We start from the raw sequence: 16,245 nt of genomic DNA, 5'->3' as shown, positions 1-16,245 counted from the left end.
CGGTGATCATCGGGATCGGGGTCGACGTGGTCGACCTGGAGCGGTTCGAACGGGTGCTGGAGCGCACACCGGCGATGCGGGCGCGGCTGTTCACGCCGTCCGAGCAGATCCGTGACGGCGAGCCCCGGCCGATCGCGTCCCTCGCCGCACGGTTCGCGGCGAAGGAAGCCCTGATCAAGGCCTTCGGGTCGAGTGCCGGGCTGAGCTGGCAGGACCTCGAGGTCGTGTCCGACGACCAGCGGAACCCGTCGCTCACCCTGCACCAGGGCGCCCGGCAGGTGGCGGACGCGCGTGGCGTGACGAGCGTGCACCTGTCGCTCTCGCATGATGGAGGGATCGCGACCGCGTTCGTGGTCCTGGAAGGAACAGACGTGGTCCTGGAAGGAACGATCCAGTGAGTGCGTTCACCGGCATCACGCTCGATCGCGGAGCCCTGATCGAGAACTACGCGACCATCGCCGACCGGGTCGCCCCGGCCGGGGTCATCGCGGTGGTCAAGGCGAACGCCTACGGCCACGGGGCCCTCGACGCCGCGCAGGCCTTCGTCGACGCCGGGGCCGAGTGGCTCGGGGTCGCCGACATCGACGAGGCCGTCGCGCTCCGTCAGGGCGGCATCGACGAGGGGGTGCGGATCCTCGCGTGGCTGCACGCCCCCGACGAGGACTTCCGCCGCGCCGCCCAGTTCGACGTCACGCCCGCGGTGTCGAGCGTCGAGCAGCTCTCCGCAGCAGCCGACTCCGACGTCCGCGCCGTGCACCTGTGCGTCGACACCGGCCTGAGCCGCAACGGTGCGGTCGAGTCCGAGTGGGCCGAGCTCTTCGCGACCGCCGGCGCCCTGGCCCGAGCCGGCAACCGCACCCGGGTCGAGGGGCTCATGTCCCACCTGTCGAACGCGTCGCGCACCGACGACCTCGACCAGGACGCCGCACTGCAGCGGGCGCTGGACGGCCTGGCCGCGAACGGCATCGTGCCGGACGTGGTGCACCTCGCCGCGAGTGCCGCGAGCATCGCCGTACCGGAGACCCGCCACGACCTGTCCCGCGTCGGACTCGCCCTGTACGGACTGAGCCCCTTCGACGGTCGCACCTCGGCCGACCTGGGGCTGCGCCCGGCGATGCGGGTCACCGCCGCCGTGCTCCGCACCGTGCCGGTCGCTGCGGGCGACGGCGTCTCCTACGGCTACACCTGGCGCGCCGAGACGGACACCCGTCTCGCCGTGATCGGCCTGGGCTACGCGGACGGCTTCGACCGCGACTTCGGCAACCGGGTCTCGGTGCGGATCGGCGACCGGACGTTCCCGGTGGTCGGACGCGTCGCGATGAACGCCATGCACGTCGACATCGGCGACGCCGACGTGCAGGTCGGCGACGAGGCGGTGCTGTGGGGCGACCCCGCGAACGGCGACCCCGCCGTCGAGGACTGGGCCGACGCCATCGGCACGATCAACTACGAGGTGGTCGCCCGGATCGGCCGCAGCGTGGAACGGAGGACGACGTGAGCTCCGCACCGCTGCGTCAGGCGCGCATCGACCTCGACGCCTACCGTGCCAACCTCGACCGTGTCCGCGAGTGGATGGACCCGGTCGCCGTGATGGCGATCATGAAGGCCGACGCGTACGGGCACGGCCTCGAGCCGATCGCGCTCGCCGCCGTCGACGCCGGGATCCGCTGGATCGGTGTGCTGACGGTGCCCGCCGCCCTGCGCCTGCGCTCGATCGGCGTCGGCGAGGACGTCCACCTGTTCACCTGGCAGCACGACCCCGACCTGGACTTCCGTGACGCCATCGACTCGGCCGTCGACCTCGGCGTCTCGAACGTCGCCGAACTGCGGCGCATCATCGACGCCGTCGACCAGCGACCGGCCCGGGTGCACCTCGGCGTCGACTCCGGCCTGCACCGCGACGGCGCGACCCCGGCGGACTGGCCGACGCTCGTCGAGCTCGCCCGGGACGCCCAGCGGAACGGCCGCATCGAGGTCGTCGCCGCGTACACGCACCTGGCCGAGGCGTCCGACCACGAGGACAGCGCCGCGGTCGCCGTGTTCGACGCCGCGATCGAGATCGCCGAGGACCTGGGGCTCGACGTCCCGATGGAGCACGTCGCCGCGTCGCTCGCGGGGCTGGAGCGCAAGGAGTTCCGGAAGGACATGGTCCGGATGGGTGCGAACCTGTTCGGCATCCCCGGAGCCGACGGCGTCTCGGCGGCCGACCTCGGCCTCGAGCCGGTGATGACCCTGACCGCGTCGGTCGCGAAGACGAAGCGCGTCCCCGTCGACACCGGCGTCTCCTACGACTACACGTACCGCACCGCGACCGAGACGACCCTGGCCCTCGTGCCCGTCGGGTACGCCGACGGGGTCCCGCGTCTGGCGCAGGGCCGCATCCAGGTCGCGATCGGCGGCAAGCGCTACCCGATCGCCGGCCGCGTCGCGATGGACCAGTTCCTGGTGGACGTCGGCGAGGACGACGTGCAGACCGGTGACACCGTCGTGCTGTTCGGCACCGGCGAGCACGACGAGATGACCGTGCTCGAGTGGGGCGCGGCGCTCGAGACCATCGGCGAGGAGATCGTCTGCCGGATCGGCAGCCGTGTGCCCCGGTCCTATGAGGGCCACGACATCGAGGGACGGGTCGGGGAGTACCTGCGGGGCGAGCGGCCGTGACCGAGTCGGCGCACGTCCTGCTCGACACCACCGTCGACGGCACCGAGGCGATGGGGGAGCTCGGCGCCCGGTTGGCCGCGGTGCTGCGCGCGGGGGACCTCGTCGTGCTGACCGGACCGCTCGGTGCCGGCAAGACGACCCTGACGCGCGGGCTCGGGGCTGCACTCGGCGCGCGCGGCCAGGTGTCCAGCCCGACCTTCGTCCTCGCCCGGACGCACCCGACGACCGCCGGCCCGGACCTGGTGCACGTCGACGCCTACCGCCTGTCCGACCCGGTCGAGCTCGACGACCTCGACCTCGACTGGGACGCCGCCATCGTCGTCGTCGAGTGGGGTCGCGGCATGGTCGACGGCATCAGCGACAGCGTGCTCGACGTCGAGATCACGCGTACCACCGGTGCCGACGACGCAGCCGCTCACGACACGGACCCGGACGACGTGCCCGACGAGCCCCGCCGTGTCGTCGTGACCGCCATCGGCCCGCGTTGGGAAGGCGCGGCCCTCTGACCCTGCAGCCCGTCGACGCGGGCGACGTGGAGGCGCTCCGTGCGTTCCTCGTCGGGGCGGACCTGACCCTCGCTGGCCTCGACGAGCCGACGGTGCGGCCGTTCTCGCGTCGCTCCGGTCCGTTGTCCGTTCTGGCAGTCGCTCGGCTTCACGCCCGCCGACCGACAGGCACTGGCTGCCGTGCTGCCGGACACGCACCAGGTCCGCCTGTTCCGTCGGACCGGGCAGTTGGACCACGAGGTCGCATGGGCCCGGGAGCTGACTTCCGGCTGACCATCCCGCCGCCGCCCAGGGACCCTCGAGAAGATGAGGTGTGCAGACGCTCATCGTGACCGCCCACCCCGACCCCGAGTCGCTCACGCACCACGTCGCGCATCGGCTGCGCGACGCGCTGCCGTCGGGTTCCGCAGAACTCGCCGACCTCGCCGACGAAGGGTTCGACCCACGGTTCACGCTGGCTGACCGGCAAACGTACCGGACCGGGGCGGTCGCCCCGCCCGACATCGTGGCCGAGCAGCAGCGGATCGACCGTGCAACCGACCTGGTGCTCGTGTTCCCGGTCTGGTGGTGGTCGATGCCGGCGCTGCTCAAGGGGTGGGTGGACCGGGTGTTCGTGAACGGGTGGGCGTTCGACGTCGAGGCCGAGGGCGCGATGCGCCGGAACCTCGGACGGTTGACCGTCCACCTGGTCCCGATCGCGGGTGACGACGCCGGCGTGTACGAGCGGCACGGGTACGGCGAGGCCCTCCGAACGCAGGTCGTGCACGGGATCGTCGACTTCTGCGGGGCTCGGCGTGGCGTCACCGCGTTCGTGCACGACTCGGAGTCCGACGACGCCTCGGCGCGTGGGCGAGCGGTCACCGCCGCCGTGGACGCCGTCCGTCGTGCGGTCGTCGACCGGCACGGGCAGTGACCGATACCCTCGCAGCAGGTCTGGTCAGCGCGAACGGGGGAGCGATGCGCATCGTCTTCGACAACGGGGGCTTCAGCGATCTCGAGGTCAGCACCGTCGACCGCGACGGCGCCGAGCTGGTGTTCCGGTCGTCCGCGGGTGTGGTCGCGGCACGCCACCCCTTCACGGCGGTCGCCCGCTTGGCAGTGAGGGCGACCGATCCGGAGCAAGGTCCGTCGGTGACGGGTGTCACGACGACGGGTACCGACGACGTGTCTTCGCCGATGACGGTGCGCGCGGCACCGACCGGCAACCCGCAGGTCGATGCCGCCCGGCTGGATCGACCCGCCGCTTACGCGCCGTGGACACCGCAGGAGGATGCCGGGTTGGAGGCGATGCTCGCAGCCGGGATGTCGGTACCTGACGTCGCCGTCGTCCTGCGTCGTCAGGACGGCGCGATCCGTTCACGCTTGCGTCACCTCCAGGATGCATCCGAGGCCTCGACGACGGGCACGGTCCGGTTCGAGTAGCCCGACCGCCGGTCCGGCCCGTCGCAGCCGCCTACGATGGACGGGTGCTGCTCGCGATCGACACCTCCGCCGGGACCTCCGTCGCCGTCGTCGACCCGGCCACCGGCGTGGCCCTCGCGACCCGCGACACCGAGGACAGCCGCCGGCATGCCGAGGTGATCGGCCCGTTCCTCGCCGAGACCCTCGCCGACGCCGGCATCAGCGGAGCCGACGTCACCGGCGTCGTCGCCGGCATGGGCCCCGGCCCCTTCACCGGCCTGCGAGTCGGCATCGCCGCCGCCCGCACCTTCGCCGCAGCCCGCGGCGTCCCCGTCCTGCCCCTCGTCAGCCACGACGCCGTGGCCCTCGACCAGCGCGACTCGGGCATCGACGGGCCGTTCGTCGTCCTCACGGACGCCCGACGCCGCGAGGTCTACTGGAGCGCCTACGACGCCGACGGCGTCCGCGTGGCCGGCCCCGGACTCGCCAAGCCCGCCGATCTCGACGACGCGATCCGTGCCTCCCGGCCCGAAGCGGTGGGCTGGGGCCGCCTGACGGTCGCGTCCATCCCGGCCTGGAGGCTCGGCTCGCTCGCCGCGGACCGGCTCGCGTCCGGTGCGGCGTTCGACCAGGACACGCCCCTGTACCTGCGCGATCCCGACGTCACGGTGCCGGGTGCGCCGAAGCGGGTGAAGCAGTGACCCTGCCGGACGGGCTCCGCCTGCGGCGAGCACACCCGCAGGACCTCGACGACATCATGTGGCTCGAGCACGTCTCGTTCCCGACGGACGCCTGGTCGGCGTCCCAGATGTCGGGCGAGCTGTACTCACCGCACGGGTACTACGTCGTGATCGAGACGGTCGACGACGCCTCCGCGCCGCAGGTCGTCGGGTACGCCGGGCTCTCGTCGCTCGCGGGCAACCCGGTGGCCGACGTGCAGACCATCGCCGTCGCCGCGGACCAGCGCGGCAAGGGGCTCGGGCGGGTCCTGTTCACGGAGCTGCTCGACGAGGCCCGGCGCCGCGGTGTGCGCGAGGTGTTCCTCGAGGTGCGCGCGGACAACCCCGTGGCGCAGGCGATGTACACGGCGTTCGGGTTCGAGCACATCGCGACCCGGCCGCGCTACTACCAACCGGACGGCGTCGACGCGTGGGTGATGCGGGCGGAACTGCCCGGCCCGGACGCCGAGCGGTCGTCGGACGTCGGACCCATCGGACAGGAGGCCCTCGGTGAGCGCGACTGAACCACTGGTGCTCGGCATCGAGACGAGCTGCGACGAGACCGGCGTCGGCATCGTGCGGGGGAGCACCCTGCTGGCGAACGTGATCGCCTCGAGCATGGACGAGCACGCGCGGTACGGCGGGGTCGTGCCCGAGGTCGCCGCACGGGCCCACCTGGAGGCGATGACACCGACGCTGCACGAGGCGCTCGACCGCGCCGGCGTCACCCTCGACGAACTCGACGCGGTCGCGGTCACCGCCGGGCCGGGCCTGGCGGGGGCGCTCATGGTCGGGGTGGGCGCTGCGAAGGCGCTCGCCGTGGCCACCGGCAAGCCCCTGTACGGCGTGAACCACCTGGTCGGGCACGTCGGCGCCGACGTGCTGCGTGAGGACGGCAGCGAGATCGAGCTGCCGACGATCGCGCTGCTGGTCTCCGGTGGCCACACGTCGCTGCTGCTGGTGCGGGACCTGGTCGGCGACGTCGAACTGCTCGGCGAGACGATCGACGACGCGGCGGGCGAGGCGTTCGACAAGGTCGCGCGGCTGCTCGGGCTGCCCTACCCCGGCGGCCCCCAGATCGACCGAGCCGCGGCCGATGGTGACCCGGCGGCGATCCGGTTCCCCCGGGGACTGACGCTGCCGAAGGACATGGCCGCGCACCGGTACGACTTCTCGTTCTCGGGGCTCAAGACCGCTGTCGCACGGTGGGTCGAGCGCTGCCGCGACGAGGGCCGCGAGGTGCCGGTGGCCGACGTCGCCGCGAGCTTCCGCGAGGCCGTGGTCGACGTCCTGCTGACCAAGGCCCTGAACGCGTGCCGCGACACCGGCGTCGACCGCCTGCTGCTCGGTGGAGGGGTCGTCGCGAACGCCCGACTGCGCCAGGTCGCCGAGGAGCGTTGCGCGGCGGCGGGCGTGCGGCTGCGGATCCCGCCGTTCGACCTGTGCACCGACAACGGCGCGATGATCGCCGCCGTCGGAGCCCGTCTGGTCGCCGAGGGGCGCGCGCCGAGCGCCCTCGGCATCGCCGCGGACTCGACCCTGCCTGTGACGACCGTCCAGGTCTGACCAGTTCTGCCCCGGTCCTTCTTCGGGAGCCTGTGGGAGGATTCAACCTGGCGTCGGAGAGACCGGACGCCGAGAGGGGTGGACGGTGTCCGATCAGAACGAGTGGCCGAAGCCGGGCGAGACGCCGAACGGACCAGTGAACGGACAGCCCGACGGCACGCCCGCCCCGGACGCCCCGCAGGCTCCTGACGCACCGCAGGCCCCGTCGGCCCCGGAAGCACCCCAGCACCCGTACGGCCAGCAGCAGGACCCGTACGCGGCGCCGCAGCAGCCGCAGAACCCGTACGGCGCTCCGCAGCAGCAGAACCCGTACGCGGCGCCGCAGCAGTCGAACCCGTACGGTCAGCCGCAGCAGCAGGACCCGTACGCGGCACCGCAGTCCCAGTCGAACCCGTACGCACAGCAGCAGAACCCGTACGCGGCTCAGCAGCAGCAGAATGCCTACGGCGCCCCGCAGAACCCGTACGGTCAGCAGCAGAACCCGTACGGTCAGCAGCAGCCCTACGCGTCGAACCCGTACACCTACCAGCCCTACGCGCAGCGCCCGAAGACGAACGTCCTGTCGATCCTGTCGATCGTCTTCGCGTTCGGCGGCATCATCATCTGGCCGATCATCATCCTGACGAGCCCGGCCGGCGCGATCATGGGCCACATCGCCCTCGGCAAGATCAAGCAGAGCGGTGAGGGCGGCCGTGGCCTCGCGCTCGCCGGCATCATCGGTGGCTGGATCCTGACCGGCCTGTTCATCCTGATCGTCGCCCTGGTGTGGATCTCGATCGCGAACGCGTCGGACTACTCGGACTACTCCGACTACAGCTCGAGCTCCGGCGCCTTCGTCAACTGACGCTGACGGAGCACCGCGCGGCCCCCGGCCGTCAGCCGACCGTGTCGGTGAGCCGCTCGCACAGGATCGCCGTGTGGCGTCCCTCCAGGCGGGTGAGCACGAGCGTGACGCGACCCGACCCGCGCAACCGCAGCCGCTTGCGGAACTGGGCGGGGTCGACGTCGACGCCGCGCTTCTTGATCTCGACGGTGCCGATGCTGTCGGCGGCGAGCCGCGCAGCCAGTCGCTTGACGTCGAGCGGCATCGTGTCGAGCACCCGGAAGCCCTGCGCGAAGGGGGTCGTGACGGCGCGGTCGGACGTGACGTAGGCGATGCCGTCGGACAACATGTGCCCGTCGAGGCTGCGTGCCAGGTCGCCGATCAGCCGTGCGCGGATCACGGCGCCGTCGGGCTCGTACAGGTGGGCGCCGAGCGGTCCGACCTCGGCGTCGTCGGCGTCGGCCGCTCCGGTCATCTCGGCGATGCCGTGTGCGCCGATGACGGTGGCAGCGCGGCGGATCCCGGGGCGGGCGAGGGGGCCGAACCACAGGGCGAGCTCCACGACCTCGCGGTCGACGGAGGTCCACTGCGCCTCGGCGGTGTCCGGGATCAGGTCGCGGTCGATGCCCGGACCGAGCTTCACGCCGGTCGGCGTCGTCGTCGCCGCGGCGAACACGGTGTCGAGGGAGGGCGACCAGTCGTCCGGGTCGGCGAGCCGGCGGGTGTCGGAGTGGCCGGAGGTGCGTCGTGCCGGGTCCATCCACACGCCGTCCACCGAGGACAGGTCGAAGGACGCGGCATCACCGAGTTCCACCCGCGCGTTCGGCCAGACCGCCAGGTTGTGGGTCGCGACGGCCGCGGTCACCTCGTCGCGATCGACGGCGGTGACGTCGAGGTCGAGCGCCGCCATCGCCATGGCATCCCCGCCGATGCCGCAACCGAGGTCGGCGACACGGGTCAGCCCGGCCGCGGCGAAGCGTCCGGCGTGCTGGGCCGCGACCTGCAGCCGGGTGGCCTGCTCGAGCCCTGCCTCGGTGAAGAGCATGCGGGACGCGAAGTCGCCGAACTTGCCGCGGGCCTTCAGCCGCAGCTTCGCCTGGGTGAGGACGGCCGCGACGAGCCGGGGATCGTGGCCCTCGGCGCGCAGCCGGGACACCACGCGGACGATCTCGCCGCCGTCGGAGACCCCGGGGGTACGGTCGAGCAGGGCCATCCCGTCGGAGGTCAGCAGTGCGGTGAGTTCGGCGGCGTCCATGCGTCGATCCTCGCAGGTGCTGCGTGTTCTCCGGATCTGCTGGCACTCGGATTGACCGAGTGCCAGAGGCCCCCTAGAGTTGGCGTTGGCACTCTCCTGTGCGAAGTGCCAACCCGGTTTTCATCTGTACCGAGTCCGTACCGAGAAAGAAGAGGTCACCGTGGCCGTCAGCATCAAGCCGCTCGAGGATCGCATCGTCATCCGCCAGGTCGAGGCGGAGCAGACCACCGCTTCCGGTCTGGTCATCCCCGACACCGCGAAGGAGAAGCCCCAGGAGGGCGAGGTCGTCGCCGTGGGTCCGGGTCGCATCGACGACAACGGCAACCGCGTCCCGCTCGACGTCGCCGTGGGTGACAAGGTCATCTACTCCAAGTACGGCGGAACCGAGGTCAAGTACTCGGGCGAGGACCTGCTGGTCCTGTCGGCCCGCGATGTCCTCGCGGTCATCGTTCACTGAGTCGAGTACTCGACACGTCACGCCCCGTCCGGCCTTCGGGCCGACGGGGCGTGACGTGTTTCCGGGGCCCGTCACCCGGGCATTCCGGTCCTGATCAGCCCGCCTGGAGGCCCGGCGCGCGTCCCACGGGTCGGCGGTCGTTCCTAGGATGGTTCCGTGAGTGAACCGAGTCCCGCGCGACCTGTCCGCAGCGAGGCATCCGTCGGCGTGGTGCAGGCCATCGTGGCGTACGGGCTCTGGGGTCTGATGCCCCTGCTGTTCGCGGCCATGGCCCCCGCGGCGGCGTTCGAGATCGTGTCGTGGCGGATCGTCTTCGGCCTGGTGTTCTGCGCGGTCGCGATCGCCGTCACCCGGTCGTGGCTCCGCACCCGCACCCTGATGGCCCAGCGCCGCGTGATGCTCGTGATGGGGCTCGCCGCCGTCCTGATCCTGGTCAACTGGACCGTCTACGTCCTCGCGACGACCACCGGCCACACCGTCGAGGCCGCGCTCGGCTACTTCATCAACCCGCTCGTCACGATCGCGCTCGGCGTCGTGGTCCTGCGTGAACGCCTGCGTCCGGCGCAGTGGACCGCCGTCGGGCTGAGCGTCGTCGCCGTCGTCGTCATCGCCATCGGGTACGGGCAGATGCCGTGGATCTCGCTGGCCCTGGCGTTCTCGTTCGGGCTGTACGGCCTGGTGAAGAAGCGCGTCGGCGGCGCCGTGGACGCCCTGAGCGGCCTGACACTCGAGACCGTGTGGCTGCTGCCGATCGCAGTCGTGGCGCTGGTGGTGCTCGGGGCGACCGGGCTCGGCGGCGGGGTGACGTTCACGAGCGAGGGCTGGGGACACGTGGTCATCACCGTGCTGACCGGGCCGGCGACCGCGGTGCCGCTGCTGCTCTTCGCGTCGTCGGCCCGTCGGGTGAGCCTGTCGACCCTCGGCCTGACCCAGTACCTGGCGCCCGTGATGCAGCTGCTCGTCGGAGTGCTGGTGCAGCACGAGGAGATGTCAGCGGGCCGCTGGTTCGGCTTCGGCATCGTGTGGCTCGCGCTCGTGGTGCTGACGGCGGACTCGTTCGCCGCCGCACGGGCGTCCCGTCGCCGGGCGCTCGCACCCGCCGCGGCCGAGCCGGTCTGACCCGGGCCCCACGGGCCTCCAGGCCGCCCGTCGCTCCGTCCTGCGAAGGCGACACATCCTGCCGGTCGTCCCCGACAGCGAAGCGAAAGCGACAGTCCCCCGCGGAGGTTCCGCGGGGGACTGTCGCTTTCGCGAGCGGTGCTGGGCTGTGCCCTACTTCTTCACCGCACCCTGGATGGCGCTCTGGTAGACGGGCTTGTTGTCGCCGTCGAACTTGTAGATGCCGATGTAGGCGCTCGACGGGTCGTTGTTGTCGTCGAACGGACCGATGCCGGACGGGCCGGTGTAGTGGATGTCCTCGCCGTCGTCCAGGAGGGTCTTGCACTCCTTGAACGTGGCGCACTCGGTGCCGCCGTCAGCACCGGACACGGCAGCCATGTTCGCCTGGATCGTGCCGGAGTCGGTGCCCTTGCCCTTCACCGCGGCGAGGGCGGCGAGGACGGTGGCGTCGTAGGACTCCGCCGCGTACGAGTAGTCGGCGAGCGTCTTGCCCGACGAGTCCTTGTAGAAGGCGGCGAGCTGCTTCTTGAAGTCGTCCTTCGGCGAGGCGCCGGGGATGGTGCCCTGGGCGCCGCTGAGGGTGCCCTTGTCGAAGTCCTTCGAGTAGTCCGCCGTGTTGCCGTCGGACATGTAGATCTTCGCTTCGTTCCCCTGGGAGACGAGCTCCGGAATGATCGACTTCGTCTCGTCGAAGGCGAGGACGACGATCGCGTCGGGCTTCGCGGCCAGGGCAGCGGTCACCTCGGACGAGAACGTGGTCTGGCCGGGCGGGAACTCCTGGCCCTCGCCCTTGCCGCCGTAGACGACCTGGCCACCGGAGGCCTCGACGGCCGACTGCACCGAGTTGCGGAGGCCGGTGCCGTAGGTGTCGTTGAAGACCAGGAAGGCGACCTTCGCGTTGCCGTCACCGGTCACGAGCTGACCGAGCGCGGAACCCTGCACCGAGTCCGGCGGTGCGGTCCGGTAGTAGTACGACGAGTAGCCGGAGAGGTCGGACGCGGTGTTCGCGGGCGAGATCTCGACGATGCAGTTGCTCGTCAGCTGGTCGATGACGTTCAACGTGACGGACGAGGACTCGGCGCCGATCGCGACCGGGACCTTCGCGTTGACGAGCTTCGTCGCGGCGGAGCTCGACACGGTCATGTCGTTGCTGTCACCGGAGTCGGTCGCCGGGTCGATCGTGACGTCCTTGTCGAGGACGCCGCCCGCGGCGTTGATGTCCTTGACGGCCAGGCCGACACCGGACTCGGCCGGCGGGTTGAGGTAGGCCAGCGAACCGGTCAGGGGCAGGATCGTGCCGATCTTCAGCGCGTCCGTGCCGGGGGTGTCCGGGGCCTTGCAGCTGGCGGCGGGATCCTGCTTCGCATCGCTCGACGCCGAGCTCGAGGGGGAAGCACTGCCGGTGGTGGAACACGCGGCGAGGAGGACGGCTGCTGCGCCCGCCAACGCCAGTGCCGCGGTGGCACGGGTGGTTCTGATCATCCGTGGAGCCCTTTCTCTGCGCGGAGGCTGTGCCGCTTCGGGTGAATGCGACGCCTCCACTGGATGTCGAGAAACGTAGGGTCCATGTGTTTCGCCCGTGTGACGGGGCGGTACGCAAAGGTGTTTCGTTACCGAGCCGTGACGTTCCTGTGCGCGGGGACAGGGATCGGCACGTTCGTGACGGTGCCGGGGTGGCGACCCGACCTGCGCCAGGCGGATGGTCCGGCAGGGCGTCCGGGAGGCCCGGCGTACGTTCCCCCGCATGAGCGACTTCCAGCCCACCAAAGCCATCGTCACCGGCTCCGAATCCGGGATCGGCCGTGCGACCGCCGTCGCGCTCGCCGAAGCCGGCATGGACGTCGGCATCACCTACCTGTCCGAGCCCGACCGGGCCGAGGAGACCGCGGAAGAGGTCCGGAAGACCGGCCGCCAGGCCTTCGTCGAGCAGATCGACGTCTCCGACCTCGCCGGCGCGGCGGCCGTCATCGACCGCCTGGTCTCTCAGCTGGGCGGCGTCGACGTCTTCGTGGCCGACGCCGGCACCGGCGACAACGCGCCGTTCCTCGAGATGACCCTCGACCAGTGGCGCCACACCGTCTCGACCGACCTCGACGGGGCCTTCGTCACGATGCAGGCCGCGGCGAAGCACATGGTGCAGGCGGGCACCGGCGGCCGGATCATCGGCATCACGAGCGTGCACGAGCACCAGCCCCGCTACGGCTCGAGCGCCTACGACGCCGCGAAGCACGGGCTCGGCGGCCTGCTGAAGACCATGGCGATCGAGCTCGCCGAGCACGGCATCACCGTGAACGCCGTCGCCCCCGGCGAGATCGCCACCCGGATGACCGGCGCCGAGGACGAGGACCCGCACACCATCGACCGCCCCGGTGTGCCGCTCGGCCGTCCGGGCAACGCGTGGGAGATCGCGGCAGCCGTGGCGTTCCTGGCTTCACGCGCGTCGTCCTACATCACGGGGGTGTCCCTGCCGGTGGACGGCGGGATGCTGCAGATGGGTCCGCACGGCGGCTCGCACATCACGTCGAACGACTGGCGTTCGGCGTAGGAGCTCGGCCGGCGGTCCGGTCAGCAGGCCGGCCGGCGGTTCGGTCAGGAGGCCGGCCGGCGGTCCGGCCAGCAGGCCGGCCGGCGGGCCGGTCAGCTCGGCTGGTCGGCTTCCTCGTCGAGTTCGGCCTGGGACCGCAGGACGCAGAACTCGTTGCCCTCCGGGTCGGCGAAGACCACCCATCCGCCGTCCGGGTGGCGCAGGTCGGCGAGCTCCACGGCACCGATGCCGCGGAGCCGCTCGACCTCTTCATCGCGGGTGCGGTCGGTGGGGCGCAGGTCGAAGTGGATCCGGTTCTTCACGGTCTTCGCCTCGGGCACCTGGATGAAGAGCGCCGTGTGGGACCGGTCGGGTGCCGTGATCTCGCACTCCTCGTGCCCGGGGGCGTTCGGGTCGTCGGGCAGGTCGACGTACCCGAGCACCTGCTTCCACCACTCGGACTGGGCGTAGGCGTCGCGGGAGTCGATCGTGGTGTGTGAGACGGCGCTGACCATGCGGTGACACTACCGCCGCGGAACGCAGCACTGCGGGGGGCGCGGGGTCAAGACGCCGTCGTGTTACTTCGACGCCGCGGTGCTCGCGAGACACCGCCGAATTCGGTGGTGTTTCGGGGACTCGGCGGCGTCCAACCCACACGACGGCGTCTTGCGCTCTCCGCCGGCCGCTGCTCACGAGTCCGGCTGGCGACGTGCGCTGATCGGCGCTGCACGGAACAGAGGGAGCCCAGCAGTCGACAGCACCGCAGCCAGTGCTCGTGCATCCGCGGCCTCCCGCATCGTCCACCGCGCGAACCCGTGCACCTCCGGCAGTCGACGGAGGGTGTCCTCACGGGTCTTCTCGTCCCAGAGGGCTCGGGGGACGTCGTACTTCAGGCGACCGTCGAACTCCCCGATCACGCCGGCGTCGGGCCACCAGAAGACCGTTCTGAACCTGCCGCGCGGCGTCTCGAACTCGTGCTGCAACTCCGGGGCAGGAATCCCGAGGAGATGGGCGGTGACGCGGCTGATCGACTCCCCCGGGGATTCGGCCAGCGCATCCGCGAAGGCGATCGCCGCAGCGGCCTGTCGGCATCCACGCACGCGTCCGAGGGCGTCGAATGCGCCGGTGAGTCCTTCGCGACGGAGCATGTCGAATCGGAGCACGTGGTCGAGTACGACGACGGCGTGGGTGAACGACTGCCGACGTGCGATGTCGAGGACCGTCCGCTCGAGGGACGTCGTCGGGATCCCGTCGACCACGACGCAGTCGGACTCCAGGGACCCGTACCGTGCGCGGACGAACAGGCGCACCGGTTCGTGCAGGGCCGACGGGACACGGACCAGGACGGTCTGGGCGAGCGCGTTCATGCCCGAAGCTTGGAACGCGGCCACGACGCGAGGCGACACGCATGTCGGACCGGTGGAGAGCCTCCAGGCCGTTTCCGGCTGTGGAGGAGTCGCAAGACGCCGTCGTCTCCGAACCACGCCTGGAAAGCGTTGAGACGCCGCCGAATTCGGCGGCGTCTCAACGACACGACGGCGTCTTGCGGACCAGAATCGGCCCGGACCAGAACTCAGCTGCGGTAGTTCGGCGCCTCGACGACCATCTGGACGTCGTGTGGGTGGGACTCCTTGAGCCCCGCCGCCGTGATGCGGACGAACTTGCCACGGGCCTTCAGCTCGGGGATCGTGCGACCGCCGACGTAGAACATCGACTGCCGCAGCCCTCCGGTGAGCTGGTAGACGACGTTGCCGACCGAACCGCGGTAGGGCACCTGGCCCTCGATGCCCTCGGGGATGAGCTTGTCGTCGTTCGGCACGTCCGCCTGGAAGTAGCGGTCCTTCGAGTACGAGGTCTTCTTGCCACGGGTCTGCAGGGCACCGAGGGACCCCATGCCGCGGTAGGCCTTGAACTGCTTGCCGTTCACGAACACCAGGTCACCGGGGGACTCGTCGGTGCCGGCCAGCAGCGAGCCGAGCATGACGGTGTCGGCACCGGCCACCAGGGCCTTGGCGATGTCGCCCGAGTACTGCAGGCCACCGTCGGCGATGATCGGCACACCGGCTTCGCGTGCGGCGAGGGAGGCCTCGTACACGGCGGTCACCTGCGGCACACCCACTCCGGCGACGACGCGCGTGGTGCAGATGGAGCCCGGGCCGACACCGACCTTGACGGCGTCCACACCGGCGTCGATGAGCGCCTGGGCGCCCGCGCGGGTGGCGACGTTGCCGCCGATGACGTCGATCGCGTCGAACGTCGGGTCGGCCTTCAGGCGACGGACCATGTCGAGCACGCCTTCGCTCTCGCCGTTGGCGGTGTCGACGACGAGCACGTCGACGCCGGCGTCACGCAGGGCCTCGGCGCGCTGCCAGGCGTCGCCGAAGAAGCCGATCGCGGCACCGACGCGGAGCCGGCCCTCGTCGTCCTTCGTGGCGTCCGGGTACTGCTCGCTCTTGTCGAAGTCCTTGACGGTGATGAGGCCGCGGAGCTTGCCCTCGGCGTCGACCAGCGGCAGCTTCTCGATCTTGTGCTGCGCGAAGATGGCGATCGCCTCTTCGGGGTCGATGCCCTCCATCGCGGTGATCAGCGGGGCCTTCGTCATGACGTCGCGCACGTACGTGGTGGCCTGCTCGAACGAGGCCACGAAGCGCATGTCGCGGTTCGTGATGATGCCGACGAGGGTGCCGTCCTGCTCGACGACCGGGAGGCCGGAGACGCGGAACTGGCCGCAGAGCGCGTCGACCTCGGCCACGGTGGCGTCCGGGGTCGTGGTCACCGGGTTGGTGATCATGCCCGACTCGGAGCGCTTGACCTTGTCGACGTAGGCCGCCTGGTCCTCGATGGACAGGTTGCGGTGCAGGATCCCGATGCCGCCCTGGCGCGCCATGGCGATGGCCATGCGGGCTTCGGTGACGGTGTCCATCGCGGCGGAGAGCAGCGGGACGTTGACGGAGATCCGCTTGGTGAGCCGGGACGCCGTGGACGCCTCGCTCGGGATGACGTCGGTGTGCCCGGGCAGCAGCATGACGTCGTCGTACGTGAGTCCGATGAATCCGAACGGATCCGGCTGGTCCATGGGTCCCCTTCGTGGGCGAGTGAAGTGTCGAGACACCGGGAACACGACGACGGGTTCCGGATAGGACATGGTAACGCGAGCGGCTGTCGCCGCATTCCGCCTGGAGGCACGGATCGCGCCCGCCTCGGAGCGTTCCTC

The 16,245-nt window shown here is 71.1% G+C and carries 18 protein-coding genes; 13 read left to right on the top strand and 5 right to left on the bottom strand.

What is annotated here, in order from left to right; all coding sequences use genetic code 11:
- Positions 1 to 2: 2 nt before the first annotated feature.
- From DEI85_RS15720 to DEI85_RS15675, 10 genes are all read left to right on the top strand, one after another.
- The gene (locus tag DEI85_RS15720) at positions 3 to 398 is read left to right on the top strand and encodes a holo-ACP synthase (RefSeq protein WP_110859513.1); all 396 of its coding nucleotides are present in this window, start codon (positions 3 to 5) and stop codon (positions 396 to 398) included.
- Positions 395 to 1,498: an alanine racemase gene (gene alr / locus DEI85_RS15715; RefSeq protein ID WP_110859514.1), complete on the top strand. Its 1,104-nt coding sequence runs from the start codon at positions 395 to 397 to the stop codon at positions 1,496 to 1,498. The genes DEI85_RS15720 and alr (DEI85_RS15715) overlap by 4 nt, the downstream gene beginning before the upstream one ends.
- Entirely contained in the window at positions 1,495 to 2,661 is a 1,167-nt protein-coding gene (alr, locus tag DEI85_RS15710) for an alanine racemase (protein ID WP_181436315.1), read from the top strand. Before alr (DEI85_RS15715) ends, alr (DEI85_RS15710) begins: the two co-directional genes overlap by 4 nt.
- Positions 2,658 to 3,167, top strand: a complete 510-nt coding sequence (gene tsaE / locus DEI85_RS15705) for a tRNA (adenosine(37)-N6)-threonylcarbamoyltransferase complex ATPase subunit type 1 TsaE (protein WP_220038927.1) — start codon at positions 2,658 to 2,660, stop codon at positions 3,165 to 3,167. Before alr (DEI85_RS15710) ends, tsaE begins: the two co-directional genes overlap by 4 nt.
- 313 nt (positions 3,168 to 3,480) lie before the next feature.
- Positions 3,481 to 4,080: an NAD(P)H-dependent oxidoreductase gene (locus tag DEI85_RS15700; protein ID WP_110859516.1), complete on the top strand. Its 600-nt coding sequence runs from the start codon at positions 3,481 to 3,483 to the stop codon at positions 4,078 to 4,080.
- Entirely contained in the window at positions 4,077 to 4,589 is a 513-nt protein-coding gene (locus DEI85_RS15695; RefSeq protein ID WP_146248978.1) for a hypothetical protein, read from the top strand. Before DEI85_RS15700 ends, DEI85_RS15695 begins: the two co-directional genes overlap by 4 nt.
- Before the next feature lie 44 nt (positions 4,590 to 4,633).
- The gene (gene tsaB, locus DEI85_RS15690) at positions 4,634 to 5,269 is read left to right on the top strand and encodes a tRNA (adenosine(37)-N6)-threonylcarbamoyltransferase complex dimerization subunit type 1 TsaB (protein ID WP_110859518.1); all 636 of its coding nucleotides are present in this window, start codon (positions 4,634 to 4,636) and stop codon (positions 5,267 to 5,269) included.
- Entirely contained in the window at positions 5,266 to 5,811 is a 546-nt protein-coding gene (gene rimI, locus DEI85_RS15685; RefSeq protein WP_181420021.1) for a ribosomal protein S18-alanine N-acetyltransferase, read from the top strand. The genes tsaB and rimI overlap by 4 nt, the downstream gene beginning before the upstream one ends.
- Complete coding sequence (gene tsaD / locus DEI85_RS15680) at positions 5,798 to 6,853, top strand: tRNA (adenosine(37)-N6)-threonylcarbamoyltransferase complex transferase subunit TsaD (protein WP_111090913.1); 1,056 nt, start codon at positions 5,798 to 5,800, stop codon at positions 6,851 to 6,853. Before rimI ends, tsaD begins: the two co-directional genes overlap by 14 nt.
- Positions 6,854 to 6,938: 85 nt before the next feature.
- Entirely contained in the window at positions 6,939 to 7,697 is a 759-nt protein-coding gene (locus tag DEI85_RS15675) for a DUF4190 domain-containing protein (RefSeq protein WP_146238510.1), read from the top strand.
- Positions 7,698 to 7,728: 31 nt separating this feature from the next.
- On the opposite strand, the gene DEI85_RS15670 is transcribed toward DEI85_RS15675, so the two are convergent.
- A complete protein-coding gene (locus tag DEI85_RS15670) occupies positions 7,729 to 8,931 on the bottom strand; it encodes a class I SAM-dependent methyltransferase (RefSeq protein ID WP_110859521.1) in 1,203 nt (400 codons plus the stop codon).
- Between the two features lie 160 nt (positions 8,932 to 9,091).
- Between DEI85_RS15670 and groES the strand changes: the two genes are divergently transcribed.
- The gene (gene groES / locus DEI85_RS15665) at positions 9,092 to 9,388 is read left to right on the top strand and encodes a co-chaperone GroES (RefSeq protein ID WP_017885484.1); all 297 of its coding nucleotides are present in this window, start codon (positions 9,092 to 9,094) and stop codon (positions 9,386 to 9,388) included.
- A 156-nt stretch (positions 9,389 to 9,544) separates the two neighbouring features.
- A complete protein-coding gene (gene rarD / locus DEI85_RS15660) occupies positions 9,545 to 10,507 on the top strand; it encodes an EamA family transporter RarD (RefSeq protein WP_181436317.1) in 963 nt (320 codons plus the stop codon).
- A 153-nt stretch (positions 10,508 to 10,660) separates the two neighbouring features.
- Here the strand turns inward: rarD and DEI85_RS15655 are convergent, their stop codons facing one another.
- Complete coding sequence (locus DEI85_RS15655) at positions 10,661 to 11,989, bottom strand: ABC transporter substrate-binding protein (RefSeq protein ID WP_111123221.1); 1,329 nt, start codon at positions 11,987 to 11,989, stop codon at positions 10,661 to 10,663.
- 262 nt (positions 11,990 to 12,251) lie between these two features.
- Here DEI85_RS15655 and DEI85_RS15650 point away from each other — a divergent pair, with 262 nt between their 5' ends.
- A complete protein-coding gene (locus tag DEI85_RS15650) occupies positions 12,252 to 13,052 on the top strand; it encodes an SDR family oxidoreductase (protein ID WP_110893976.1) in 801 nt (266 codons plus the stop codon).
- 92 nt (positions 13,053 to 13,144) lie between these two features.
- Here DEI85_RS15650 and DEI85_RS15645 read toward each other — a convergent pair whose 3' ends face one another.
- The 3 genes from DEI85_RS15645 to guaB form a co-directional block, all read right to left on the bottom strand.
- On the bottom strand, positions 13,145 to 13,546 hold the full coding sequence (locus DEI85_RS15645; RefSeq protein ID WP_111123222.1) for a VOC family protein: 402 nt from the start codon (positions 13,544 to 13,546) through the stop codon (positions 13,145 to 13,147).
- Between the two features lie 174 nt (positions 13,547 to 13,720).
- Positions 13,721 to 14,398: a hypothetical protein gene (locus DEI85_RS15640; protein ID WP_111123223.1), complete on the bottom strand. Its 678-nt coding sequence runs from the start codon at positions 14,396 to 14,398 to the stop codon at positions 13,721 to 13,723.
- Positions 14,399 to 14,604: 206 nt separating this feature from the next.
- On the bottom strand, positions 14,605 to 16,107 hold the full coding sequence (gene guaB, locus DEI85_RS15635; RefSeq protein ID WP_110859527.1) for an IMP dehydrogenase: 1,503 nt from the start codon (positions 16,105 to 16,107) through the stop codon (positions 14,605 to 14,607).
- Positions 16,108 to 16,245: the final 138 nt, after the last annotated feature.

The sequence above is a fragment of the Curtobacterium sp. MCBD17_026 genome (assembly GCF_003234895.2).
Taxonomy (GTDB): Bacteria; Actinomycetota; Actinomycetes; order Actinomycetales; family Microbacteriaceae; genus Curtobacterium; species Curtobacterium flaccumfaciens.
This window is presented reverse-complemented; position numbering and strand designations above follow the sequence as displayed.

Excerpts from the sequence above, each read along its gene's own strand:
- DEI85_RS15640 (WP_111123223.1), bottom strand. The coding sequence starts at position 14,398 with ATGAACGCGCTCGCCCAGACCGTCCTGGTCCGTGTCCCGTCGGCCCTG.
- DEI85_RS15645 (WP_111123222.1), bottom strand. The coding sequence starts at position 13,546 with ATGGTCAGCGCCGTCTCACACACCACGATCGACTCCCGCGACGCCTAC.
- guaB (WP_110859527.1), bottom strand. The coding sequence starts at position 16,107 with ATGGACCAGCCGGATCCGTTCGGATTCATCGGACTCACGTACGACGAC.
- DEI85_RS15670 (WP_110859521.1), bottom strand. The coding sequence starts at position 8,931 with ATGGACGCCGCCGAACTCACCGCACTGCTGACCTCCGACGGGATGGCC.
- DEI85_RS15650 (WP_110893976.1), top strand. The coding sequence starts at position 12,252 with ATGAGCGACTTCCAGCCCACCAAAGCCATCGTCACCGGCTCCGAATCC.
- DEI85_RS15655 (WP_111123221.1), bottom strand. The coding sequence starts at position 11,989 with ATGATCAGAACCACCCGTGCCACCGCGGCACTGGCGTTGGCGGGCGCA.